Raw genomic sequence first — 23,116 nt, forward strand, 5'->3', positions numbered from 1 at the left:
CTCCTGTTAGGGTTTCCCGACCGCAATACGCGGCGCATTAAGTTCCTGAATCAGTTCATCAAGAGACTGCAAAATATTGCTTGCCCAGAAACGTCCCTCGTTGGTCAGACGCAGGCAGGTAGAGGCATCGCGGGTGAGTCCCGCCCGGTGCCATTGGCTCAGTAAAGGGGCTAACTTTTCGGCATGGGGCGTCAGTTCAGCCAACGGAATGCGCGCCGTTTCAACGCCCGCCTGTAGGGTGTGGCGCCACTGGTAACCGCGCTCGGCGGTCCGCATCATCATCATCAGCGGTTTTTTCCCGGCGGCGATGGATTCATGCCAGGCCGCGAGATTACGTTCGACCATCCACGAGTAGCCGTTGACCGAACCGCCCGCGCCGGAGCCAAATGCCAGGCAGTCGGCACCCTGTTTAATCAACAGGTTGTAAAGGTTGCGTTCACGCGTGGTGCGCGCCCAGTGGCTGTTGCTGATGCAGCGCCAGCCCGCATCGTCCATGAAATCACAGCCCTGAAGATAAAGGTCGCGCCGCTCGGCCGGAGAAGGGACCACGGTTCGGCCGTTTTCCACGGCTTTGCCCAGCGGCGTATGAGGGATCACATTGAGGGCATAGAGATCGACGCCGTCGAGACCAATATCGCCGGCGATCGCCAGATCTTCTCCCCACAGCGCCGCATTCTGGCCGGGCAGGCCGAATAGCAGATCGCACACCACGGCGGCGCGATCGCGTTTCACCAGCCTCTGCATAAAGTCTATCGCCGTCGGGCCGTCGGAGGTGCGGGCCATCTTCTTACGGATCTTGCTGTTGAAGGACTGAATGCCGATGGAAAAACGATTGGCGCCGGCATCCAGACAGGCGTCAATCCGGTTCGCGTCAAAGTTAAGCACCCGGCCTTCAATCGTGATTTCACAATCCGGCGCCAGCGGCAGCTGTTCACGTAGCGCGGTGATGATCCTCGCCAGATCCCGCGCCGACAGCGCAGACGGCGTACCGCCGCCGAAGTAAACCGCATGGATGGGGACCGACTGGTGCAGCGCGCTGTCGGCTTCCATGGCGATTTCCCGCAGCAGAGCATCGGTATAGCGGGCGCAATGATCCTCCGCAAAACGGTTTTGATAAAAACCGCAGAACGTACAGTGGGTGGCGCAAAAGGGAATGTGTAAGTACACCAGTCTTTTACGCCGGGGCACGCTCTGGCTGATGACCGCTTGCCAGGTTTGCGACAGCTGCTCTTTGGCTATCGGGATCGCGCCGCGCCACGGCATGGTGGCGCGACGATCTTTAAATGGCTGGTTGCCCTCCAGCGCAAAATGCGGGGTGAGATCCAGCGCGTTGTGAGTATTCATACGTCTACATCAAATCCATCTATTGAGGCCAAAATTGCTGGTGCAGGGACTCAACTGCGTCGGCGACGCGAGGGCCCATGCCGAGGATCAGCGCTTGATCGACGATGACAATACGCTGATTTTTCCAGGCGGCGGTGTGGGTTAGACCAACTATCGTGCGCAGACGATTAAGATCGCCATCGACCATTTGCGAAGTCACGACAATCACCTGCGGATTGGTCGCAATCAGCGATTCCGCGCTATAGCTTTTGTACTGCCTGTGCGTCGCCACATTCCGGGCGCCTGCCAGGCTCAGAATGGCGTCTGCGACGCTGCCTTTACCGGCGACCTGCGGCGCGCTGCTGCCAGCGGAGAGAATAAACAGCGCTTTGACCGGCGCGCTTTTCGCCGCCACGCTGCGCTGGACCCGTTCCAGGCGCTGCTGGATACGGTTCACCAGCGCTTCGCCTTGTTCCTGCGTCTGTAGCGTTTTTGCCAGCTCGCGAATATTGGCGTACATCTGTTCCACCGTAGCCGGTACGCGCGGCAGAGTGACGACGTTGACCTGTTGCGCGCGTAGCTGGTCGAGAACGATTTGCGGCCCGGCATCCTGCCAGGTGATAAAGCGCTCCGGGCGCAGGGACAAAATGCCTTCGCTACTGAGCTGCTTCCAGTAGCCGATATGCGCCAGCGCGGCGGTTTCCGGGGGATAAGAGGTGGTTTCATCTACCCCGACCACGCGGTTGCCGGCTCCCATCGCGAAGATAAGTTCGGTTAGCGAACCGCCCGCGACGACCAGCCGTTCGGCGGCCTGCGCGCTACAGACGCAGGCGAGAGCCAGTAAGGTTGCGATAAGTCTCTTCATCGTCAGAAATTCCATGCGAAGCCCACCGCGGCGTTAAAACCTGCGGCAGGAATCGTTTCATGGGCGGTCTGGTAGCGCTTGTCGGTCAGGTTATTGAGCGCCAGGTTGACCTGATACTGATCCTGCGGGCCAAACTCGGTCGTGAAGGCGAGGTTAAGGGTGGCCCAGCCCGGATAGTTAATCTCCTTACTGCCGGTGTTATCTTTGGCACTGGAGGCGGCGCGAACGAAGAGATCGGAAGAAACGTTGAGCGCATTCATCAGCAGCGTGTGTTTCAGGCCCGCTCGCCCCGTCAGCGTCGGTTCGCCGGTATCCCAGGTTTTGAGGGCCGCGCCCTGGTACTGACGACGAATAATATTGCCGCTCAGATAGGGAGATACGGCCCACCCGTTGTATTCCGCTGTCAGCTCCATGCCCCAGGTTTTGGCGCGGTCAATATTGTCGTAGTAGTAATATTCACCGCGTGAGGAGCTACTGTTGCCGTTACAGATCGCGTTTCCTGAGCAGGCCAGGCTGGCGATATAGTCTTTGGCTTCGGAGTAGTAAATCGCCCCGTCAATCAGCCACATATTCCCTTTATACCGGGCGCCCAGCTCATAGTTATTGGAGTGTTCCGCTTGCAGATTGGGGTTGCCGTAGGTCACGCCGCCGCCAGCAGACGTCTGCATAAACAGCTGGGTTAACGTCGGGAAGACATACCCCTGCGCATAGGCGGCGCGCAGTTCAATATCTTTAAAACCGGAATAGCGCAGGCTGGTGGAGGTGACGAACTCATCGTCATGTGCCGATTTTCCAGCGGAGGACTGTCGGGCCCCGTCGCTCAGGCTGTCGCTACGATCGAGTCGCGAGGAGAGCCAGTACTGACGCGCGCCAACGGTCCATGTCCAGTCGTCGGCGAAATGCCAGTCGTTTTGCGCAAACAATGAGGTGTTACTCTGCTGGGCTTCAATATGCGACAGGGTGTGGCTCTGGATATCGAAGAAGCCGGTGGCGGCAGTCTGGCGCGTGCTGCTGCTGGAGTCCTGCTTCACCTTGTCATGCTGATACTGGGTGCCGAGAACCAGCTCGTTGTTCGCCGGCAGCGAGAAGTTGCTCTGTAACGTGACGCCCTGGGTGTACTGCTTATCCTGGGTATGGGTCTGATTGCTGACCGTCAGGGCCTGAATTAGCGGGCTGGGAATCGGCTGGGTGGTCTTGACCCGGTTTTCAAATTTACGCTCAATGGTCTGGGTGTAAGCGTCGAAATGAATTTTCTTCAGGTAATCGCCGTCGGCAGCATAGTCATAGAATACCCCGACCTTTTCGCGCTCCAGTTTCGGGATGCGGACGCTGAATTCGTCATACTGGTTATCGGCATCGCTAAGCCAGGTTTGCGTCGCGGTTTTGTAGCGATCGAGCGACAGGCCGAACTGATGGCGATCGAGATGGTAGCCCAGCCAGACGCCCTGAGCGTTATTGCGAAAGTGGGTATTGGGCAACCTGCCGTCAGGGGTGTCGCGATCGCCCTGATCGGAGTAGCTGCCGTTGATACGATAGTCAAAGCTGCCGATGCTGCCCCAGGCGGCGGCAGACTCTTCCCAGCCGGCGGTGGCCGAGTTATAGACGGCTTTGATACTGCCTGCGAGCGGCTTATCTCCGCCTTTTTTGGTGATGAAGTTGACGACGCCGCCAATGGCCTGTGAGCCGTAAAGAACCGAGTACGGGCCTTTTACCACCTCGATACGCTCGAGAGCCGATTCGTCAATCAGCAGCCCGGCGCCGTAGTTCTGCCCGGCGCGCTGGTAGCTGACAACCTGACCGTCGATCAAAATCAGCACCCGGGAAGAGGCTTCGCCGCGAATACGAATTTGCTTGCGGCCGGCCAGCGCGTTGTCGGTCACCTCAACCCCGGGAATATCCTGCAGATCGTCGGCGATAGAAACGCTGGTTGATTTATCCAGCGTGGCGCGGTCAATCACCTGGATCGTCGCCGGGCTCTCCCAGAGGCTGGATTCCGCACGATTAGCGGTAACGACCAGCGTCTCTTCGCCGGTATTTTGCGCTGAGATGGTCGGGCTTGCCGCCGCAACGGTAGCGGCAACAAATAACGAGAGGGGGGAGAGGCGCAGGCTCCCCAGGTATGTTCCTGGCATCATCAAAGTAACCTTTAATTGTAATGATAATTAATCGCATTCGCGTTTATAGGGTTTTATCAACTGCGCGTCCAGTCACTAAGGTGTAAACAGAATGCACCTTTGATGTGGGTCAATTTCTCACGCGAGGTAAGTTATTTTTTGTGATGGATATCGCGTCAGGGGGGAGCAGGGGAAACATTAACCTGATGAAAGATATGGCTTATATTTATTCATCAAGGAAAGGGTGGGGGATGGCGAGATTAGCCCTACAATAGAGAGCAGAAGACGCCGCAGTGGGGAGGGAAAATGAATATCAGCGATGTGGCAAAAAAAACCGGTTTAACCAGTAAAGCGATTCGCTTTTATGAAGAGAAGGGGCTGGTCACGCCGCCGCTGCGCAGCGAAAACGGCTATCGCCGCTACGGCCAACGGCACCTGGAAGAGCTGACTTTACTGCGCCAGGCGCGGCAGGTCGGTTTCAATCTCGAGGAGTGTCGGGAGCTGATTTTTTTGTTCAACGATCCGTCGCGACATAGCGCGGACGTTAAGCGCAGAACGCTGGAGAAGGTGGCGGATATTGAGCGCCATATCAGCGAGCTGCAAAATATGCGCACGCATCTGCTGGCGCTGGCGGAATCCTGCCCCGGCGATGACGGCGCGGAGTGCCCGATTATCGACAATCTCTCCGGCTGCTGCCATCGCAAGGCGCAGGTTTAGAGGCGGGGAGGAACGGCCCTGACCCGTAGCGTAATGCCTTCGACCGCGATGACTTCCACATGACAGCCTGCGGCAAGGTCCTCATCGGCAACCACCGGCCATGAGCTGTCGCCGACGCGGACGTTGCCATGGCCGTTAACCAATGCGGTCTCGAGGGTGAAAATACGCCCGAGCAGCTGCTTCCCGCGCTGGTTTAGCTGGGCGTCAACCGGCTGCTGGCGTTTGACCTGCCGGCGTAGCCAGTGCGACCACAGCCAGGCGGCCAGCAGGGTCAGCGCGGCAAACAGCGCCCCCTGCCATTCCCAGCCGAACGGCAGCATCCAGGTCAATAGCCCGGTGACGACGCCCGCGATGCCGCTCCACAGCAGATAGCCGTTGCCGCCGAGCATCTCCGCCGCCAGCAGCAGTCCGCCAAGGCTCAGCCAGAAAATATGCGGATGAGCGAGAATGAGTGCCATCATGATTTTTTCCGTTCGCCAGCGCTTTCCTTAAGCAGTTCGCTAATACCGGCAATCGATCCCATCAGGCTGCTGGCTTCCAGCGGCATCATCACCACTTTGCTGTTATTGGCTGAGCCAATTTTCTGCAGCGCATCGGTATATTTCTGCGCGACAAAGTAGTTAATCGCCTGGATATCCCCGGAAGCAATCGCCGAAGAGACCATCTGCGTGGCGCGGGCTTCCGCTTCCGCGGAACGCTCACGGGCCTCGGCCTGTAAGAATGCCGACTGTCGCTCGCCTTCGGCTTTGAGGATCTGCGACTGCTTCTCCCCTTCGGCTTTGAGGATTTCGGCCTGACGTATCCCTTCGGCTTCAAGAATATAGGCGCGTTTGGTTCGTTCGGCCTTCATCTGGGCGTTCATCGAGGCGATAAGCTCTGCCGGCGGACGGACGTCGCGAATTTCAACACGGGTAATCTTGACGCCCCATGGGTTGGTCGCTTCATCAACAATATGCAGCAGGCGAGTATTGATGCTGTCGCGCTGGGAGAGCATTTCGTCGAGTTCCATTGAGCCGAGGACGGTACGAATATTGGTCATCGTCAGGTTAACGATCGCCTGCTGCAAATTGCTGACCTCATAAGCCGCTTTCGGCGCGTCAATGACCTGAATAAAGCACACGGCATCGATGGTTACATTGGCGTTATCACGTGAAATCACCTCCTGGGAGGGAATATCAAGCACCTGCTCCATCATATTAATCTTGCGGCCGATGCGATCCATAAACGGCACCACCAGACTTAAGCCCGGCTGCAGGGTCACGGTGTAGCGACCGAAACGCTCGACGGTCCACTGGTAGCCCTGGGGGACAATTTTCACCCCCGCGGTCACGATGACCAGCGCGACGAAAATGAGAATAGGGATAAAAATCAGCATCAAAAAACCTCCTGTTTTATTGCCTGATGAGGCGCCAGAAAAAATGACGCATGTTTAAATTGAGTATATCTTTCTCCTCATCCTGGTGAAAGGAAACTGGGGTAAACTCGTTGCCTTGTGGGAAAAAAGTGGAACAATAATGAAGGAAAATAACGCTATTTTGCGTCTTGATGAGGTTGGCTTTCGCATTGACGAGACGGTCATTCTTAATAATATTAGCCTCCAGCTGCAGGCGGGCGAATTTAAGCTGATTACCGGGCCTTCCGGCTGCGGGAAAAGCACTCTGTTGAAAATTATCGCCTCGCTGCTTAGCCCCACCTCGGGACAGATTTTTTTTGCCGGTCAGGATATTAATACGCTGTCGCCGGAAAGCTACCGCCAGCAGGTCTCCTACTGTGCGCAAACCCCGGTGCTCTTTGGCGACTCGGTCTATGACAATCTGATTTTCCCCTGGCAGATCCGTAATAAACAGCCGGATCCGCAGGCGCTGATCGCCGATTTGCAGCGCTTTGGCCTGGCTGACAATACGCTGGAAAAATCGATTAATGAGCTGTCGGGGGGAGAAAAACAACGGGTTTCGCTCATTCGTAATTTACAATTTTTGCCGCAGGTACTGCTGCTCGATGAAATTACCAGCGCGCTGGATGACAGCAATAAACGCAACGTAAACGATATTATTCATCGCTATGCGACGGAAAAAAATATTGCCGTCCTGTGGGTCACCCATGATAGCAATGAAATTGCCCATGCGGATGAAGTGATTACCCTGCAACCGGCAGGTGGCCACGCGGCGGAGGTGTCTCATGAACGGGCATAATATTACCAACGAATCGCTGGCGCTTTCGATGGTGCTGGTACTGGTGGCGATTATCGTCAGCTACCGGGAAAAGCTGGCGCTGGAAAAAGATATCATCTGGAGTATCTGTCGGGCGGTGGTACAGCTGATTATTGTCGGCTACGTCCTGAAATATATCTTCCATGTGAATCATGCGCTGCTGACGCTATTCATGGTGCTGTTTATTTGCTTTAACGCCGCGTGGAATGCGCAGAAACGCAGTAAATATATCGATAAGGCGTTTGTGTCGTCGTTTATTGCGATCACCACCGGAGCCGGGCTGACGCTGGCGGTGCTGGTGTTTTCTGGTTCGATTGCCTTTGTGCCGATGCAGGTGATTCCGATCGCCGGGATGGTGGCCGGCAACGCGATGGTGGCGGTCGGGCTATGCTACAACAATATGGGGCAGCGTTTCAGCAGCGAGCAGCAGCAGATTCAGGAGAAGCTCAGCCTGGGGGCGACGCCGAAAATGGCAGCCGCGGGGCTGATTCGCGACAGTATTCGCGCCTCGTTGATCCCAACGATTGATTCGGCGAAAACGGTGGGGCTGGTGAGTTTACCCGGGATGATGTCGGGGCTGATTTTTGCCGGCATTGACCCGGTGAAAGCGATTAAGTATCAGATTATGGTGACGTTTATGCTGCTGTCGACCGCCAGCTTATCGACGATCATCGCCGGCTATCTGACCTACCGCAAGTTCTTTAACGCCCGCCATCAGCTGGTGGTGACGCAGCTGAAAAAACACGCGTAAACGGTTCCCCGGGCGACGGCGCGCATGCCGCCACCCGGGCTATCCGCCGATGCCGCCCGTCGCCCCGGTAAGCGTAGCGTGACCGGGGGATTAACGCGGATAAGGGGATTAGTACAGCAGCGAATAGAGCTGGCGACGATACTTCGCGGCTAATGCGTCACCGGTGCCGAGCGCGGCAAGGATCTCCTGCAGCATCTTCCGCACCTGGCCGTCGCCGGCGGCTAAATCTTTCTTCAGATGGCTGAACAGCAGCTCCAGCGCCTCTTCATTACGCCCGACCTGGTGCAGCTGTAATGCCAGCTGGGCCGCCAGCGGCGCATCGTCCGGGTTTTGCTCAACCTGCTGCTGCAGCTGCTGAATTTCCGGCGTGTCGGCCGCCTGCTTAAGCAGCTCAATCTGCGCAACCAACCCCTGATAACGGGTATCCTGATCCTGCAGCGGAACGGTTTTCAGCACCGTTTCGGCCTCATCAGAACGCTGCAGCGCGATCAGCGTTTCCGCCAGCAGCAGGCCAATCTGGCTGTCCTGGTTCGACAGCTGCCATGCCTCTTTCAGCAGCGGCAGCGCCTCGAGATACTTCTCTTCCTGCATCAGCGCCAGCGCCTGCTGGGCTTTGAGCTCTTCTTCACGCGGCAGGACTTTGTCCAGCAGCGCGCGGATAGCGGATTCCGGCTGCGGGCCTTCAAAGCCGTCTACCGGCTGGCCGTTCTGGAACAGATAAACCGTCGGAATTGAACGCAGACCAAACTGCGAGGCGAGCATTTGCTCAGCGTCGCAGTCAACTTTCGCCAGCGTGAACTGACCGTTATATTGCGCAGCCAGCCCTTCGAGGACCGGTGTCAGCTGCTCGCAGTGCTGACTGCGCGCTGACCAGAAATAAAACAGCACCGGCGCCGTCACGGATTGCTCCAGCGTCTGGTGCAGGTTAGCTTCGGTAATATTGATAATATTCTGTACTGACATGAGCGCATCTCTTTAGTCGATTTTGGGTATACATGGGGGCGGCAGCCGGAGCTTCAACTCAACCCTGGATAATTTTGTCCATCATCCGCGCGGGCAGCAGGCGTTTGAGCAAGGCCACGGCGTGGGTCACGACGGTCACCGGATAGCGCAATTTAGGTTTATCGCTACTAAAAGCATGGCGTACTTTTTCCACCACCGCTTCCGGGCCGAGCGTAAAGCGCGCGGCGATACCGGGGTTTTCCACGGGCTTATCGTGCTGCGTCTGGTTGACGTTGCTGGTAAAGCGGGTGCTAATGGGACCGGGCTCTATCAGGCTGACCTTGATGCCGCTATAGCGTAGCTCCATGCGCAGGGCATCGGCCCAGGCTTCCAGCGCATATTTGCTGGCGGCGTAGGCGCCGCGACCGGGACTGGAAATAATCCCCATCACCGAGGAGGTCATCACGATACGCCCCTCGCCGTGCGGCTCCATCGCGGGAAGCAGCAGCATCGTCAACTGGTGGGCGCCAAAAAAGTTGGCTGAAAATTGCGCCTCCATCTGCTGGCGGCTGATGGTGGACAGCGGGCCATAAACGCCATACCCGGCGTTATTAAACAGACCATACAGGCGATTGTTGGTCAGGGCGATCGCCTCCGCCGCGGCGCGTTCAACGCTTTGCGGGTCGTCGAGATCGAGCAAAATGCCGGTCAGGCCGAGTTCCTGCATCCGCGCAACGTCGTCAGCTTTGCGGCAGGCGGCCAGAACATGAAAACCCTGGCGTTTGAGATCGAGCGCGCTTTCAAGGCCAATACCGCTGGAACATCCTGTAACTAAAACCGATTTTTGCATAACTTTACCTGCAAGCGACTCCGGAGAATCAGGAGTCATGATTAACTAAGGGAGCCAGTCGGGTTGCCATCCAGTCGGCAATAAAAGGCTGGGCATCGCGATTAGGATGGATGCCATCATCCTGCATCCATTGGGGTTTCAGATAGACCTCCTCCATAAAAAAGGGCAGCAGAGGGATATCAAACTCCCTGGCGAGGGCCGGATACATCGCGCTAAAGGCTTCATTATAACGGCGCCCATAGTTCGCGGGCAGGCGAATTTGCATCAGTAACGGCTGAGCGTTGGCCGCTTTGATATCCTGAATAACGCTACGCAGGGTCTGCTCCGTTTGCTGCGGCGGGAAACCGCGCAGCCCGTCGTTGCCGCCCAGCTCCACCAGTACCCAGCGCGGCTGATGCTGTTTGAGCAGCGCCGGCAGTCTTGCCAGCCCTTGCTGCGATGTGTCGCCGCTGATGCTGGCGTTGATAACCGGGGTTTTTGACTGCCACTTATCATTGAGTAGCGCGGGCCATGCGGCGTTGGCCGCCATCCGATAGCCGGCGCTCAGGCTATCGCCGAGAACTAACAGCTTGTCTGCCGCCATGGCACGGCAGGCAAAGAAAATCAGAAACAGGAAAGGCAAATGCCAGCGGAAAACATACTTGAAGTTCATCATCTTAAGAAGTCCGTCGGTCAGGGAGAGCATCAGCTCTCCATCCTTACCGGAGTTGAGCTGGTTGTCAAACCGGCGCAGACCATCGCCCTGATTGGCGAGTCGGGTTCCGGCAAGTCGACGCTGCTGGCCATTCTCGCCGGGCTGGACGACGGCAGCAGCGGCGAAGTCGCTTTACTCGGGCAGCCGTTGCATAACATGGACGAAGAGGCGCGGGCGCGGCTGCGGGCGCAGCACGTCGGTTTCGTTTTCCAGTCATTTATGCTGATCCCGACCCTGAATGCCCTGGAGAACGTCGAGCTTCCGGCGCTGCTCCGCGGCGAGACCGACAACCAAAGCCGGGGAAGCGCCCGGGCGCTGCTGGAGCAGCTGGGGCTGGGCAAACGGATTCACCACCTGCCGGCGCAGCTTTCCGGCGGCGAGCAGCAGCGGGTGGCGCTGGCTCGCGCTTTTAACGGCCGGCCTGAACTGCTGTTTGCCGATGAACCGACCGGCAACCTTGACCGACACACCGGCGATAAAATCGCCGATCTGCTGTTCTCTCTCAATCGCGAACACGGCACCACGCTGATTCTGGTGACCCACGATCCGCTGCTGGCGGCGCGCTGCGACCGGCGCCTGCGGCTGGTGGACGGCCAGCTGCAGGAGGAAGCATGATTGCCCGCTGGTTCTGGCGCGAATGGCGCTCGCCTTCGCTGCTGATCGTCTGGCTGGCGCTGAGCCTGGCGGTGGCCTGCGTGCTGGCGCTGGGGTCGATAAGCGATCGCATGGAAAAGGGGCTGAGCCAGCAGAGCCGCGAATTTATGGCCGGGGACCGGACGCTGCGCAGCTCGCGTGAGGTGCCCGCGGCGTGGATTGACGAAGCGCGTCGGCGCGGACTAACGGTCGGGGAGCAGCTGAATTTCGCCACCATGACCTTTGCCGGCGATACGCCACAGCTGGCGGACGTCAAGGCGGTTGACGATTCCTACCCGCTGTACGGCAAACTGGAAACCCAGCCGCCGGGCTTAAAACCGCAGGCCGGGAGCGTGCTGCTGGCGCCGCGTCTGATGGCGCTGCTGAATTTAAAAACCGGCGATACCATTGACGTGGGCGATGCCAGATTGCGCATTGCCGGAGAAGTGACCCAGGAACCGGATGCCGGGTTTAACCCCTTCCAGATGGCGCCCCGGCTGATGATGAATACCGCCGATGTCGCCAGAACGGGCGCGGTACAGCCCGGGAGTCGGGTCTCCTGGCGCTATAAGTTCGCCGGAACGGCGCCGCAGCTGGCGGCCTATGAGCAGTGGCTGTTGCCCAAACTGGGCCCGGAGCACCGTTGGATTGGTCTGGAGCAGGATGACAGCGCCTTAGGCAAATCGCTGGAGCGTTCGCAGCAGTTTTTACTGCTGTCCGCGCTGCTGACCCTGCTGCTGGCGGTCGCCGCGGTGGCGGTGGCGATGAGTCATTACTGCCGCAGCCGCTACGATCTGGTGGCGATCCTCAAAACGCTCGGCGCCGGGCGAGCGCAGCTGCGTAAGCTTATTGTCGGCCAGTGGCTGATGCTACTGACGCTGGCGGTGGTGGCCGGTGGGGCGATGGGCGCGGGGCTGGAGCAGATCCTGCTGGTGATGTTGAAACCGGTGCTGCCGGCCGCTCTGCCGCCTGCCAGCGGCTGGCCGTGGCTATGGGCCATCGGCGCGATGGTGGTCATTTCACTGCTGGTGGGGCTGCGGCCCTATCGGCTGCTGCTGGCGACGCTGCCGCTGCGGGTACTGCGCCAGGATATCGTCGCCAACGTCTGGCCGCTGAAATTCTATATTCCGCTGGTGTGCGGGGTGGTGGTACTGCTACTGGCCTGGCTGATGGGCGGCAGCCCGCTGCTGTGGGCGGTCCTGGCAGGGGCGGTGGTGCTGGCGCTGCTGTGCGGCCTGCTGGGGTGGGGTCTGCTGTGGGTGTTGAAGCGGGTGACGCTGAAAGCGCTGCCTTTGCGCCTCGCGGTGAACCGTCTGCTGCGTCAACCGTGGTCAACGCTAAGCCAGCTGGCGGCTTTCTCGCTGTCGTTTATGCTGTTAGCCTTACTGCTGGTCCTGCGTGGCGATCTGCTGGATCGCTGGCAGCAGCAGCTCCCGCCGGAAAGCCCCAACTACTTTCTGATTAATATTGCGCTGGATCAGGTTGCGCCGGTGAAAACCTTCCTCGCGGGGCACCAGGTGACGGCGAGCGAGTTTTACCCGATTGTTCGCGCCCGTCTGACGCAGATTAACGGTCAGGCGACGGAGGGGAGCAAGGACGAGGCGCTGAACCGTGAGCTGAACCTGACCTGGCGCAGCGAGCGGCCGGATCATAATCCGCTGGTGGCCGGAAGCTGGCCGCCGAAAGCCGGGGAGGTCTCTATTGAGGAAGGCCTGGCGCAGCGGCTGGGGATTAAGCCCGGAGATAGCGTGACCTTTACCGGCGATACCCAGGACTTCAGCGCCAAAGTCACCAGCGTGCGCAAGGTGGACTGGGAGAGCCTGCGGCCCAACTTCTTCTTTATCTTCCCGCCGAACGCGCTCGACGGGCAGCCGCAGAGCTGGCTGACCAGTTTCCGCTGGGATAATGGCAGTACGCTGCTGACGCAGCTTAACCGTGAATTCCCCACCGTCAGCCTGCTGGATATTGGGGCGATTCTTCGTCAGGTGGGCCAGGTATTAACCCAGGTCAGCCGGGCGCTGGAGGTGATGGTGGTGCTGGTGACCGCCTGCGGCATTTTGCTGCTGCTGGCTCAGGTTCAGGTCGGTATGCGTCAGCGTTATCAGGAGCTGGTGGTCTGGCGGACGCTGGGGGCCGGGAAATCACTACTGCGTACCACCCTGTGGGCCGAGTTCGCTCTGCTGGGCGTGGTTTCCGGGCTGGTAGCGGCGATAGGGGCGGAGGTGGCGCTGGCGATGCTGCAAACCAAAGTTTTTGATTTTCCGTGGACGCCGGACTGGCGACTGTGGGTGATGCTGCCGCTGTGCGGCGCCTTCCTGCTGTCATTATGCGGCGGCTGGCTGGGGCTGCGCCTATTGAAGGGCAAGGCGCTGTTTCGTCAATTCAGCCACTAGCTATTTTGCATTTTGATGACGCGCCGGTGAAATCACCGGCGCTTTTTTTTTAAGCGCACAAAATGATAAGTTGCTGATTTTTAAGAGCACTAAACATTAAAAAACCGACAACACGGCGAATCAAATCGCAGTTAATATTCAACCAGGAATTATAAGGTTGCTTATTACTCGAGGAGAAAGCATGGCACATAAAATAAAAGCGCTGGCGATGACGATCGGCGCGACCCTGGCGTTAACCTCTTTCGCATCCCAGGCTGAGATCACGCTGCTGAAACAAGACCCGCAGGCCGGGGATCCGTTGAGCCGCCTGAATTTCACCGTCGGCGGGAGTATTCGTCCACAGTTCAACATGATGTCCGGTGACGGTGACAAAGGTTCTTATAAGCGTAATGGCTTCGATGGCGGCACCCGTTTCCGCTTCGCCGCGGATTATTATCTGTTTGATGATATTAGCTGGATCAGCTATTACGAGCTGGGGGTGAATATTCCGGCGCTGTTTGACTGGGATAACCACTATGCGGAAGGCGCCAATAATACCTCGCGCCGTATGCTCTATACCGGGCTGAAGAGCGACACCTGGGGGACCTTAACCTACGGTCAGCAAAACAGTATCTACTACGACGTGGTCGGGGTGAAAACCGATATCTGGGATTACGACATGGTCGCCCAGGCGCCGGGCAACGGGATTAACGGCGACTACGATGGTTCGTATCGCTCTCGTAATATGCTGAAATATAAGAAAACCGTTGGCGATGTCGATCTTTATGCCTCTTATCTGTTCGAGGATAGCGAATATCTGCCGGGTAATGGCCTGCGCTATAAGCGTAAAGGCGGCGGTTCGGTGGGCGCGGATTACCACATCACCAGAGATCTGACCTGGGGTACCGCGTGGAACTACACCCGTGCCGAAATGCGCGATCCGTCAAGCGCGGATAATAAATCCTACGATCAGAATATCGTGGGTACGGCGCTAAGCTGGACGCCGGATAACTGGACCTTCTCCTTCGGCGGCGGCTGGTATCAGAACTTCCTGACCACCAAAAAAGCCGACGTCGACAACTACTTCGCCGGAGATGCCTGGGGGATTGAGTACTTCGCCGGGTATACCTTCCCGGTTGGTCAGTACGCGGTTAAATCTGTTCAGCCGTACTTTATGGGCGATCGCCTGGAGTACGTGAATGGCCGCAACTATCAGCGAATTGATAACGGTCTGGGGATTAGCTTCCAGCTGGATTATGGTTTCCGCGTCGATTACGAGCACGTCTTTACCTCCAGCACCGACAACCTGGGCGATATGAATCTGGTGCGTCTGCGCTACGACTTCTAAGCCATCACCCTCAGCGCAGCGCGATGCCGTTTATCCCCGGTTCGCGCTGCGCTTAGCCGGGTTACAAGAACGACGGCTTAAGAGGTAGCCCGGCAAGGCGTAAACCGCGGCCCGGGAGCAGCAGGTCAGCGCGCCAGCCAGGAGGCGACGTCGTACCAGGTACCGCGGAAGATGATTTTGTCCGCTTTTTTACTGAGCTGATAGCGGTACATCGGATCGTAATATTCTTGCAACAGCGGAATCAGCCAGCTGAAATGAGCTTCGCTACTGGCGTTGCGCAACTGTTTCGCCAGCGCGTCGTCGAGCAGGGCGGTGAGCTGGGCAAAACGCTGTAGTCCCAGGCGACGGCGAATGGCGAACAGGCCGTGATGCAGATATTCGCTGTATTCCTGCCAGCCTTTCTCCTCGCCATAAGCGGCGATAAAGTCGCGGTGCATACGTTCAAAATACTCTTCCCGCAGGCGTTCCAGACGGATAGCAAACGGGTCTTCGACCACCGCCAGCGGCGATTGCGCCATTCGCTGACGCAGACATTCCGGCAGATGATTCGCGCCGATCGTATGCCCTTCATCTTCCAGCACCCAGCGGCTGTGCTGCCGCGCTTTTTTTAGCATCGCCACGGCCAGGTGGTTTTCAAATGTTGCCTGCGCGTGCTGTTCGCGCAACGTGCGGCCAAACGATGAACCGCGATGGTGGGCGAGGCCTTCCAGATCGATCCCATCGGCACGTGAACAGACCAGCTGGGTTTTACCGTTGCCGGTGCAGCCGCCGATCAGCACGATCGGCCGCTGGACCAGCTCTTCGGTGAGTTGCATGGCGGCCTGGCGCAGCGCTTTATAGCCGCCGACGATCGGCGGGTAATCGATGCCGGATTCGCGCAGCCATTGCTGCACGATGTGGGAACGCTGGCCGCCGCGCGCGCAGCACAGATAGCCCTGAGGATAGCGTAGGCAGGCTTCACGCCATGCCGCGATGCGGCTGTCCCGCAGTTCGCCGTTCACCAACCGATGGCCCAGCGCTAAAGCCGCTTCAGCTCCCTGGCGTTTATAGCAGATACCGACGGCTGCGCGTTCCTCATCATTCATCAGCGGTAGGTTAAGCGCTGCGGGGAGCGCGCTTTGGCGGAATTCGACCGGGGCGCGGACGTCAATGAGTGGCGTATCCGCCGTGAGAATGGTGCGGTAATCCGTCCCATTTGTCATGGGTCATCCTTCTGAAGTCAAACGGAATGCATCTTTAAAGCGAGAAAATCTTTAAAGCAAGGAGGGGATTCTACGCGCCTGAATGTATGCCGGGGAAGGGGGAAGATCAATTCCCCGGCAAATAGCCGTTCGCATGCAGGCTGCAGATGCGCTGGCGGCGGTTCTGCAACCTGAATGGGTCAGGAGAGAGAGGTCAACTGAGATTGTGCCCAGAAAACACCGCTGGCGTACTCGGGCGGCAGTAAGGGTTTCAACGCTTCCAGCGTCGCGCTCAGGCGGTCGGTATCGCTATCGGTCAGGTTCAGGTGACCCACTTTGCGCCCCGGACGTACCTCTTTATCGTACCAGTGCAGATGTACCAGCGGCAGCTTCAGCCAGTCGTAATTAAGCCCGGTGCCGATCAGGTTGATCATCACCGACGGGCTGTTTACCACCGGCGGCGGCAGCGGTAATCCGACGATCGCCCGCAGATGTAGCTCGAACTGGCTGATGGAGGCGCCGTTCTGCGTCCAGTGGCCGCTGTTATGCACGCGCGGCGCCAGCTCGTTAATCAGCAGGCCGTCGGCGGTGACGAAACACTCCATCGCCATCACGCCGACGTAGTTCAGCTCGTTCATAATCGCTGAAAGCATGTTTTCAGCCTGATCCTGCTGGCGGGCATTGGCCTGCGGGAAGGCGACGCTGGCGCGCAGAATACCGTCCTGATGCAGATTGCGGGTCAGCGGATAGAATACCGTGCTGCCATCCCGCGCGCGGGCGCCAACCAGCGAGACTTCGGCAGAAAAGTTGATACCCTGCTCAACGATACATTCGCCGTAGTTATCATCTGGCAGCTGGGCGATGTCGCTTTCAGCCAGGCGCCATTGGCCACGACCGTCGTAACCGCCGACGCGGCGTTTCACGATGGCCAGCTCGCCGAGACGCGCGAATATCGCCGGCCACTCATTTTTATCCGCCAGCAGCTGCCACGGCGCGGTGGCGAGCCCCAGCTTGTCGAACAGCTGCTTTTGCGTCAGACGATCGGCAATAATCGGGAATACGTCGCGGTTAACAAACGCCGGATGGCGCGCCAGCTCGCGGGTGAGCGCCGTTTCCGGCCAGCGTTCGATTTCTGCGGTGATCACGCTTTGCTGAAACGGCACCGCTTCAGGATCGGCCTCAAGGCCGACCGGCCAGACGGCGATACCCAGCGGTTCGCCGGCCTGACGCAGCATACGGCCTAACTGGCCGTTGCCGAGGATGCAGACCTGCTTCATGCCGCACCCCGCGGGTCCGGATTCTCCAGCACTTCATCGGTCTGGGCCTGACGCCAGGCGTGCAGGCGCTGATGCAGTTCAGCATCGTGCTGAGCCAGAATCTGCGCCGCCAGCAGGGCCGCGTTGGCGGCACCGGCTTTGCCGATGGCCAGCGTGCCGACCGGGATCCCGCGCGGCATCTGGACGATGGAGTAAAGACTGTCTACGCCGCTTAACGCCGCGCTTTGTACCGGAACGCCTAAGATCGGCACCAGCGTTTTCGCCGCAATCATGCCCGGCAGATGCGCCGCGCCGCCCGCGCCGGCAATAATCACCTGATAACCGTTGCTTTCCGCGCCTTCGGCGAAGCTGAACAGTTTATCGGGCGTGCGGTGTGCGGAGACCACTTCAACATGGTACGGCACGTTCAGGGCATCAAGGATTTCTGCGGTAAACTGCATGGTAGCCCAGTCGCTTTTGGACCCCATCACGATGGCGATACGCGCCGAATTATTGCGGGAAGACATGCGTCTTAAAACTCCTGTGGGTGTGCTTCACACTGCTTTAGAGGCCACAGAGAATAACATGATCTTCTGGCAAGGAAAACGGTTGCGTCACCTGAGATAAGGTGAAAAAACGCGGAAAATTACCACGGGAAAGGAATCAGTTCGACGTCGTCTTTGCTGACTTTGACCATTGAGCCTTCGCTGTGCCACGCCCCGAGGACCACGCGAAAAGCGGGTTCGCCGTTGGCGTTTAATGAATGGATGGCAGGGCGATGGGTATGGCCATGAATCAACCATTGCACCCGATGTTTTTCCATGACATTAACCACGGCCTGCGGATTAACATCCATAATCGCCATCGACTTGCTGCTGTTGGCCGCCTTGCTGTCGGCGCGCATTCTCGCGGCAATGCGACGGCGAATAAACAGCGGCAGGGCAAGGAACAGACGTTGAATCCACGGCGTATGCACTTTGGCGCGAAAGGCCAGATAGCCGGCATCATCGGTGCAGAGCGTGTCGCCATGCATAATCAGTACCCGGCGACCGTACAGCTCGAGCACCTTTTCTTCCGCCAGCAGCGTCATACCGCAGGCGCGGGCAAAGCGCTGGCCTATGAGAAAATCACGGTTACCGTGAATGAAATAGCAGGGGACGCCCGAGCGGGTTAACTCGTTCAGCGCAGAGGCGATTTCCTGATGCAACGGGTTTGGGTCGTCATCGCCGATCCAGGCTTCAAACAGATCGCCGAGGATGTACAGCGCATCGGCCTCGCGGGCTTCTCCACGCAAAAAGCGCAGAAAACCGGCGGTGATCGCCGGTTCTTCTGTTTGCAGATGCAAATCCGCAATAAAAAGTGTCGCCACGAATTACTCGCTGAGGGTGACGCTTTTGATCACAACGTCTTCTTTCGGCACATCCTGATGCATGCCGCTACGGCCGGTAGCAACCGCTTTGATTTTGTCGACCACGTCCATGCCTTCAACAACTTCGGCAAATACGCAGTAGCCCCAACCCTGCAGGCTTTCGCCAGAGAAGTTCAGGAAGTCGTTATCGACAACGTTGATGAAGAACTGCGCGGTGGCGGAGTGAGGCGCCTGAGTACGGGCCATTGCCAGCGTACCGCGGGTGTTTTTCAGGCCGTTGTTGGCTTCGTTCTGAATCGGGGATTTGGTGGTTTTCTGCTCCATGCCCGGCTCAAAACCGCCGCCCTGGATCATGAACCCGTTGATAACACGGTGGAAAATGGTGTTGTCGTAGAAACCTTCGCGGCAGTAGTCCAGGAAGTTTTTAACTGTTTCCGGCGCTTTGTCGTCAAACGTTTTGATTACGATATCGCCATGATTAGTGTGGAAAGTAACCATTTTTGCATCCTGTTCCGATAATTGTGGTGCTAAACCCAAAGTTGGGCGTGACATAAGGGGCTGTTATAGCATAACCGCAGGGTTCGATCACCTTGCATTGTGTGCTGCTTCGGGGTTGAATTAAGGTTAGAATACGCGACCTATATCCACACACGTCTACACGGAATCTTCGATGTTAAAAATTTTTAATACACTGACGCGCCAAAAAGAAGAGTTTAAACCTATCCATGCCGGGGAAGTGGGCATGTACGTGTGTGGTATTACCGTTTACGATCTCTGTCATATCGGCCATGGCCGTACTTTCGTCTCTTTCGACGTCGTTGCCCGCTATCTGCGTTTTCTCGGCTATAAGCTGAAGTATGTCCGCAACATTACCGACATCGACGATAAAATCATTAAGCGCGCTAATGAGAACGGTGAAAGCTTTGTCGCGCTGGTCGATCGCATGATTGCCGAAATGCATCATGACTTCGATGCGCTGAATATTCTGCGCCCGGACCTCGAACCGCGCGCGACGCACCATATTCCGGAGATTATTGAGATTACCGAACAGCTGATTGCGCGCGGCCACGCGTACGTGGCGGACAACGGCGACGTGATGTTCTCGGTCCCGACCGATCCGAACTACGGTCAGCTGTCGCGCCAGGATCTGGACCAGCTGCAGGCCGGCGCGCGCGTTGACGTCGTCGACGTAAAGCGTAACCCGATGGATTTTGTGCTGTGGAAAATGTCGAAAGAGGGGGAGCCGAGCTGGCCTTCTCCGTGGGGCAACGGGCGCCCGGGTTGGCACATTGAATGTTCGGCGATGAACTGCAAACAGCTGGGTAACCATTTTGATATTCACGGCGGCGGTTCGGACCTGATGTTCCCGCATCACGAAAACGAGATTGCCCAGTCCACCTGCGCGCACGATGGCGAATATGTGAACTACTGGATGCACTCCGGCATGGTGATGGTTGATCGCGAGAAGATGTCGAAATCGCTGGGCAACTTCTTTACCGTGCGTGACGTGCTGCAGTACTACGATGCAGAGACTATCCGCTACTTCCTGATGTCCGGCCATTATCGTAGCCAACTGAACTACAGTGAAGAAAACCTCAAGCAGGCGCGCTCTGCCCTCGAACGTCTGTACACTGCGCTGCGTGGGACCGACAAATCAGCGGCGCCAGCCGGCGGCGAAGCTTTTGAAGCGCGCTTTGTTGAAGCGATGGATGACGATTTCAATACCCCGGAAGCCTATTCCGTGCTGTTCGATATGGCGCGTGAAGTCAACCGTCTGAAGACGGAAGATGTCGCCGCCGCCAACGCCATGGCGGCGCACATGCGCAAACTCTCCGGCGTGCTGGGGCTGCTGGAGCAGGAACCGGATGCGTTCCTGCAAAGCGGTGCGCAGGCGGATGATGGCGAAGTGGCAGCAATCGAAGCTCTGATTCAGCAGCGTCTGGATGCGCGTAAAGCGAAGGACTGGGCGGCGGCAGATGCCGCGCGCGACCGTCTGAACGAGATGGGGATTGTGCTGGAAGACGGCCCGCAGGGAACCACCTGGCGCCGTAAGTAAGCGATAAGAAATGCCGGAGCCCGTACCCATTCTGCCACTGATAGCGCTGTAGAATGGAACGGGCTTTTTTATACCTCAGGCCTGCGCTTCGCTGAATAAGCGTTGATTGATGTAGTCAATGGCCTGCTGAGGATTCATCATTTTGTTCACCACGTTTGTCACCCCCTGGCCGATGATGGTCTCCGCATGGCGAAGGTTAAACAACTCCCCCTGCACGCCGCGGGATTCACGAATACCGGTGCCAGGATTATCCCGCAGTAAATTGAACCACGGATAAAGATGCAGTATGCGTTGGTTTTGATAAATGCTGCGATGGGCGCTGTTACCGCCTAGCAGTACCAGCTGTTCAGTAATTTCAGCGGAATAGAGCCAGTCAAAAAACCGTGCCGCCTGTGCCTTCTTGTTGCTGTAGCGCGACATCCCCAAGGAACCTCCGCCGAATTGCGGCATATTACCCGGTACCGGTGCATAGCCGATAGAGGGCGATAATGGGCTGTGAGCGACGTCATTAAATAAGTTCATGTACATGATCAGCATCGCCAGTTGCCCCTGCTCAAACTGCGCCACCGAGGTGCTCCACCATTCACTGTTCAGATTACGAGTGATTGCCAGTTGTTCGAGATATTGATCCAGCGCCGCGATGGCCAGATTAGGCTCCAGATGAACCGGTTTGTCTTTATGCACTAATCGTCCGCCGAGGGCGTAGTAGCGCAGCAGATATTCGCTGGCTATCAGCCCTGAACTGCCTAAGGTGGTGGCAGTGCCGACCGGCCGTTGCGGATCTCCTGCTTGATGAATGGCGGTGAAAAAAGCGGCAGTCGCATCGAATTCGGCAAAAGTAGCGGGAATTTTCAGTTCTTTTCCTGATGCTTCATAGAACATGCGCTTGATCGTCGGGTCTTCAAACAGATCGCGACGATAGAACAGCAGCTGGGTGCTGGCATCAAAGGGTAACGCATAGGCTTTCCCCTCGATCTGACTGAAATGATGGCCGATCTCTGGCGAAAAATTATCCAGTAGGGCGGGGAGCTCCGGCGAGATTTCCGCCAGCGGCGTGAGAGCCTTTTCCGCGAACCAGGGGAAGCAGGCCATGTCGATTCGCAGTAGATCGTAATAAGGATGCCGATGCAGGTTCGAGAGGATCTCAAACACTTCGTCATAGGGATAAACGGCGAGGTTCACCTTGATGCCGGTCTGACGATAGAAATGTGGCAATAGCTTCCTCAGCGCATCCGTCGATGGGCTGGGCAGAATGAGCATGTTCAGCGTCTCTCCCTGATAGGGAGTGGCTGAAGTTGGCTCTACAGAAAGGGTGAATCCGCGGTTGGTCAGGACCTGTTCGTAAGGTTGTGAATGCGGCTGAGCGAGATATCGGGCGATTTCCAACCCAAGCCGGGCATAATCCATCTGATAGCAATACTGATTGGTTATGACCGCGGGTTCGTTATCGCTTAGTTGCCAGATCGGCGGACAGGGACCTGCGCTACCCATCCAGGCTGCCTGGGTCAAGCAGCGGCTTTTATCGCTATCTTGCGCCACCAGTATCTGCGGCGGCTGGTCGTCAAAAAAAGTAAAAGCCGCGGTGTGGCATTCGCTGGCTGGCGACGGGACCACCGTTAAGCGGGTTGATGGGCTCAGCCGCCCCAGCGAGTTCTTCAATGATGTGACAAAAATGTGGCTATTAGTATAACCCAGTGGTTCACAGAGTATTCCCACATGCTGAGGCCGTTGATGGGCAATCGCCTCAGCGATCGCCTGCGCTGCCTGAGAGAAATCGAGGCTAAATCTGACCTTCGCCGACAAAGGATGACGATAGACAAATAGAATTTGCTCATCGGGTATCCGTAGCATCTGGTAATAAACATTGCTGTCGTCCAGACAAGAAACGGTAATCACGCTTTGGTAAGATCGTGCCGCCAGGGTTTGCAGAATGTTCATTTCAGCGGAAGGGAGATCGTCAGTGATATAAAGATCCAGATCGCCAGCAAGAGATGAGCGTAAAGACTGATGTAGTCCCCGATAAAGCTGGTGATATTGTTCGGTATTGAGATTGGGGAGGATCAGCGCGATGCCGCTGCTTTTACTGGTGCGCAGGGACTGAGCCTGGGCGTTGATCTGATACCCCATTTTCTGCGCCGCCAGTTTGACCGCTTCAATTTTTTCGACACTGACATTGCCGCGTCCGTTCAGCACGTTGGAAACGGTGCCGTGTGAAACCCCTGCCAGCTTTGCTATATCCTTGATAGTCGCCATTTTTATCATCACGTTGACCTGCCTGATTTGATGCTAACACCGGCATGGAGTCTCTGCTATTTCATTTTCCATTACACCTGATTATTGGATCGTTCCATTGGTTTTTGTCAATTATTAATACTCATACATCGACGTGAAATTCGCATCTCAGGGAGGTTCTGGAGAGGGAAGGGGTGAAAAGA

Annotated in this window: 21 protein-coding genes; 7 read left to right on the top strand and 14 right to left on the bottom strand. The window is 57.3% G+C overall.

The window, feature by feature from the left end; all coding sequences use genetic code 11:
• Positions 1 to 6 precede the first annotated feature (6 nt).
• The 3 genes from hutW to EDF73_RS09355 are packed head-to-tail and all read right to left on the bottom strand — an operon-like array spanning position 7 to position 4,323.
• Positions 7 to 1,344 (bottom strand): heme anaerobic degradation radical SAM methyltransferase ChuW/HutW, encoded by a 1,338-nt coding sequence (hutW, locus tag EDF73_RS09345; protein ID WP_132728529.1) that lies wholly within the window; start codon positions 1,342 to 1,344, stop codon positions 7 to 9.
• 19 nt (positions 1,345 to 1,363) lie between these two features.
• A complete protein-coding gene (locus tag EDF73_RS09350) occupies positions 1,364 to 2,188 on the bottom strand; it encodes an ABC transporter substrate-binding protein (protein WP_132728531.1) in 825 nt (274 codons plus the stop codon).
• Positions 2,189 to 2,190: 2 nt separating this feature from the next.
• Positions 2,191 to 4,323, bottom strand: a complete 2,133-nt coding sequence (locus tag EDF73_RS09355; protein ID WP_132728533.1) for a TonB-dependent receptor — start codon at positions 4,321 to 4,323, stop codon at positions 2,191 to 2,193.
• A gap of 285 nt (positions 4,324 to 4,608) precedes the next feature.
• Here EDF73_RS09355 and cueR point away from each other — a divergent pair, with 285 nt between their 5' ends.
• Positions 4,609 to 5,019 carry a Cu(I)-responsive transcriptional regulator gene (cueR, locus tag EDF73_RS09360; RefSeq protein ID WP_132728535.1) on the top strand — a complete coding sequence of 137 codons (411 nt, stop codon included), beginning with the start codon at positions 4,609 to 4,611 and terminating at the stop codon, positions 5,017 to 5,019.
• Here the strand turns inward: cueR and EDF73_RS09365 are convergent.
• Together EDF73_RS09365 and EDF73_RS09370 are read right to left on the bottom strand one after the other, a co-directional pair.
• Entirely contained in the window at positions 5,016 to 5,480 is a 465-nt protein-coding gene (locus EDF73_RS09365; protein ID WP_132728537.1) for an NfeD family protein, read from the bottom strand. The genes cueR and EDF73_RS09365 overlap by 4 nt on opposite strands.
• Complete coding sequence (locus EDF73_RS09370) at positions 5,477 to 6,394, bottom strand: SPFH domain-containing protein (protein WP_132728539.1); 918 nt, start codon at positions 6,392 to 6,394, stop codon at positions 5,477 to 5,479. Before EDF73_RS09370 ends, EDF73_RS09365 begins: the two co-directional genes overlap by 4 nt.
• 139 nt (positions 6,395 to 6,533) lie before the next feature.
• Between EDF73_RS09370 and fetA the strand changes: the two genes are divergently transcribed.
• Together fetA and fetB are read left to right on the top strand one after the other, a co-directional pair.
• Positions 6,534 to 7,211, top strand: coding sequence for an iron ABC transporter ATP-binding protein FetA (gene fetA / locus EDF73_RS09375; protein ID WP_132728541.1), 678 nt, complete (start codon positions 6,534 to 6,536; stop codon positions 7,209 to 7,211).
• Positions 7,198 to 7,980, top strand: a complete 783-nt coding sequence (gene fetB / locus EDF73_RS09380) for an iron export ABC transporter permease subunit FetB (RefSeq protein ID WP_132728543.1) — start codon at positions 7,198 to 7,200, stop codon at positions 7,978 to 7,980. Before fetA ends, fetB begins: the two co-directional genes overlap by 14 nt.
• Positions 7,981 to 8,088: 108 nt before the next feature.
• Here fetB and EDF73_RS09385 read toward each other — a convergent pair whose 3' ends face one another.
• Genes EDF73_RS09385 through tesA form a run of 3 tightly spaced genes read right to left on the bottom strand, consistent with a single transcriptional unit; the run spans position 8,089 to position 10,427 of the window.
• Positions 8,089 to 8,943, bottom strand: a complete 855-nt coding sequence (locus EDF73_RS09385; RefSeq protein WP_132728545.1) for a co-chaperone YbbN — start codon at positions 8,941 to 8,943, stop codon at positions 8,089 to 8,091.
• Positions 8,944 to 9,001: 58 nt separating this feature from the next.
• Entirely contained in the window at positions 9,002 to 9,811 is an 810-nt protein-coding gene (locus EDF73_RS09390) for an SDR family oxidoreductase (protein ID WP_165905685.1), read from the bottom strand.
• Positions 9,801 to 10,427 carry a multifunctional acyl-CoA thioesterase I/protease I/lysophospholipase L1 gene (gene tesA, locus EDF73_RS09395; RefSeq protein ID WP_132728549.1) on the bottom strand — a complete coding sequence of 209 codons (627 nt, stop codon included), beginning with the start codon at positions 10,425 to 10,427 and terminating at the stop codon, positions 9,801 to 9,803. Before tesA ends, EDF73_RS09390 begins: the two co-directional genes overlap by 11 nt.
• Between tesA and ybbA the strand changes: the two genes are divergently transcribed.
• The 3 genes from ybbA to EDF73_RS09410 all read left to right on the top strand — a co-directional run bounded on the left by ybbA (position 10,395) and on the right by EDF73_RS09410 (position 14,819).
• The gene (gene ybbA, locus EDF73_RS09400; RefSeq protein WP_132728551.1) at positions 10,395 to 11,081 is read left to right on the top strand and encodes a putative ABC transporter ATP-binding protein YbbA; all 687 of its coding nucleotides are present in this window, start codon (positions 10,395 to 10,397) and stop codon (positions 11,079 to 11,081) included. The genes tesA and ybbA overlap by 33 nt on opposite strands.
• The gene (ybbP, locus tag EDF73_RS09405; protein WP_132728553.1) at positions 11,078 to 13,492 is read left to right on the top strand and encodes a putative ABC transporter permease subunit YbbP; all 2,415 of its coding nucleotides are present in this window, start codon (positions 11,078 to 11,080) and stop codon (positions 13,490 to 13,492) included. Before ybbA ends, ybbP begins: the two co-directional genes overlap by 4 nt.
• 181 nt (positions 13,493 to 13,673) lie before the next feature.
• The gene (locus tag EDF73_RS09410; RefSeq protein ID WP_132728555.1) at positions 13,674 to 14,819 is read left to right on the top strand and encodes a porin; all 1,146 of its coding nucleotides are present in this window, start codon (positions 13,674 to 13,676) and stop codon (positions 14,817 to 14,819) included.
• Positions 14,820 to 14,944: 125 nt separating this feature from the next.
• Here EDF73_RS09410 and mnmH read toward each other — a convergent pair whose 3' ends face one another.
• From mnmH to ppiB, 5 genes are all read right to left on the bottom strand, one after another.
• Positions 14,945 to 16,021 (bottom strand): tRNA 2-selenouridine(34) synthase MnmH, encoded by a 1,077-nt coding sequence (gene mnmH, locus EDF73_RS09415; RefSeq protein ID WP_132728557.1) that lies wholly within the window; start codon positions 16,019 to 16,021, stop codon positions 14,945 to 14,947.
• Positions 16,022 to 16,200: 179 nt separating this feature from the next.
• Positions 16,201 to 17,277 carry a 5-(carboxyamino)imidazole ribonucleotide synthase gene (purK, locus tag EDF73_RS09420; RefSeq protein WP_132728559.1) on the bottom strand — a complete coding sequence of 359 codons (1,077 nt, stop codon included), beginning with the start codon at positions 17,275 to 17,277 and terminating at the stop codon, positions 16,201 to 16,203.
• On the bottom strand, positions 17,274 to 17,783 hold the full coding sequence (gene purE, locus EDF73_RS09425; RefSeq protein ID WP_132728561.1) for a 5-(carboxyamino)imidazole ribonucleotide mutase: 510 nt from the start codon (positions 17,781 to 17,783) through the stop codon (positions 17,274 to 17,276). The genes purK and purE overlap by 4 nt, the downstream gene beginning before the upstream one ends.
• 119 nt (positions 17,784 to 17,902) lie before the next feature.
• Complete coding sequence (lpxH, locus tag EDF73_RS09430) at positions 17,903 to 18,625, bottom strand: UDP-2,3-diacylglucosamine diphosphatase (protein WP_132728563.1); 723 nt, start codon at positions 18,623 to 18,625, stop codon at positions 17,903 to 17,905.
• Positions 18,626 to 18,628: 3 nt separating this feature from the next.
• The gene (ppiB, locus tag EDF73_RS09435) at positions 18,629 to 19,123 is read right to left on the bottom strand and encodes a peptidylprolyl isomerase B (RefSeq protein ID WP_132728565.1); all 495 of its coding nucleotides are present in this window, start codon (positions 19,121 to 19,123) and stop codon (positions 18,629 to 18,631) included.
• Positions 19,124 to 19,295: 172 nt separating this feature from the next.
• On the opposite strand from ppiB, the gene cysS reads away from it, so the two are divergent.
• Positions 19,296 to 20,681, top strand: coding sequence for a cysteine--tRNA ligase (gene cysS, locus EDF73_RS09440; protein ID WP_132728567.1), 1,386 nt, complete (start codon positions 19,296 to 19,298; stop codon positions 20,679 to 20,681).
• A gap of 75 nt (positions 20,682 to 20,756) precedes the next feature.
• On the opposite strand, the gene EDF73_RS09445 is transcribed toward cysS, so the two are convergent.
• A complete protein-coding gene (locus tag EDF73_RS09445) occupies positions 20,757 to 22,934 on the bottom strand; it encodes an extracellular solute-binding protein (RefSeq protein WP_132728568.1) in 2,178 nt (725 codons plus the stop codon).
• Positions 22,935 to 23,116: the final 182 nt, after the last annotated feature.

Source organism: Klebsiella sp. BIGb0138, assembly GCF_004342285.1.
In the GTDB taxonomy this organism is placed as follows: domain Bacteria; phylum Pseudomonadota; class Gammaproteobacteria; order Enterobacterales; family Enterobacteriaceae; genus Klebsiella.

What these genes read in the sequence shown, in the direction of transcription:
- EDF73_RS09370 (WP_132728539.1), bottom strand. Translation starts at nt 6,394, where the DNA reads ATGCTGATTTTTATCCCTATTCTCATTTTCGTCGCGCTGGTCATCGTG.
- cysS (WP_132728567.1), top strand. Translation starts at nt 19,296, where the DNA reads ATGTTAAAAATTTTTAATACACTGACGCGCCAAAAAGAAGAGTTTAAA.
- tesA (WP_132728549.1), bottom strand. Translation starts at nt 10,427, where the DNA reads ATGATGAACTTCAAGTATGTTTTCCGCTGGCATTTGCCTTTCCTGTTT.
- EDF73_RS09390 (WP_165905685.1), bottom strand. Translation starts at nt 9,811, where the DNA reads ATGACTCCTGATTCTCCGGAGTCGCTTGCAGGTAAAGTTATGCAAAAA.
- fetA (WP_132728541.1), top strand. Translation starts at nt 6,534, where the DNA reads ATGAAGGAAAATAACGCTATTTTGCGTCTTGATGAGGTTGGCTTTCGC.
- fetB (WP_132728543.1), top strand. Translation starts at nt 7,198, where the DNA reads ATGAACGGGCATAATATTACCAACGAATCGCTGGCGCTTTCGATGGTG.
- cueR (WP_132728535.1), top strand. Translation starts at nt 4,609, where the DNA reads ATGAATATCAGCGATGTGGCAAAAAAAACCGGTTTAACCAGTAAAGCG.
- EDF73_RS09410 (WP_132728555.1), top strand. Translation starts at nt 13,674, where the DNA reads ATGGCACATAAAATAAAAGCGCTGGCGATGACGATCGGCGCGACCCTG.
- EDF73_RS09350 (WP_132728531.1), bottom strand. Translation starts at nt 2,188, where the DNA reads ATGAAGAGACTTATCGCAACCTTACTGGCTCTCGCCTGCGTCTGTAGC.
- EDF73_RS09355 (WP_132728533.1), bottom strand. Translation starts at nt 4,323, where the DNA reads ATGATGCCAGGAACATACCTGGGGAGCCTGCGCCTCTCCCCCCTCTCG.
- EDF73_RS09445 (WP_132728568.1), bottom strand. Translation starts at nt 22,934, where the DNA reads ATGGCGACTATCAAGGATATAGCAAAGCTGGCAGGGGTTTCACACGGC.
- ppiB (WP_132728565.1), bottom strand. Translation starts at nt 19,123, where the DNA reads ATGGTTACTTTCCACACTAATCATGGCGATATCGTAATCAAAACGTTT.
- purE (WP_132728561.1), bottom strand. Translation starts at nt 17,783, where the DNA reads ATGTCTTCCCGCAATAATTCGGCGCGTATCGCCATCGTGATGGGGTCC.
- EDF73_RS09365 (WP_132728537.1), bottom strand. Translation starts at nt 5,480, where the DNA reads ATGATGGCACTCATTCTCGCTCATCCGCATATTTTCTGGCTGAGCCTT.
- ybbP (WP_132728553.1), top strand. Translation starts at nt 11,078, where the DNA reads ATGATTGCCCGCTGGTTCTGGCGCGAATGGCGCTCGCCTTCGCTGCTG.
- mnmH (WP_132728557.1), bottom strand. Translation starts at nt 16,021, where the DNA reads ATGACAAATGGGACGGATTACCGCACCATTCTCACGGCGGATACGCCA.
- EDF73_RS09385 (WP_132728545.1), bottom strand. Translation starts at nt 8,943, where the DNA reads ATGTCAGTACAGAATATTATCAATATTACCGAAGCTAACCTGCACCAG.
- ybbA (WP_132728551.1), top strand. Translation starts at nt 10,395, where the DNA reads ATGCCAGCGGAAAACATACTTGAAGTTCATCATCTTAAGAAGTCCGTC.
- hutW (WP_132728529.1), bottom strand. Translation starts at nt 1,344, where the DNA reads ATGAATACTCACAACGCGCTGGATCTCACCCCGCATTTTGCGCTGGAG.
- purK (WP_132728559.1), bottom strand. Translation starts at nt 17,277, where the DNA reads ATGAAGCAGGTCTGCATCCTCGGCAACGGCCAGTTAGGCCGTATGCTG.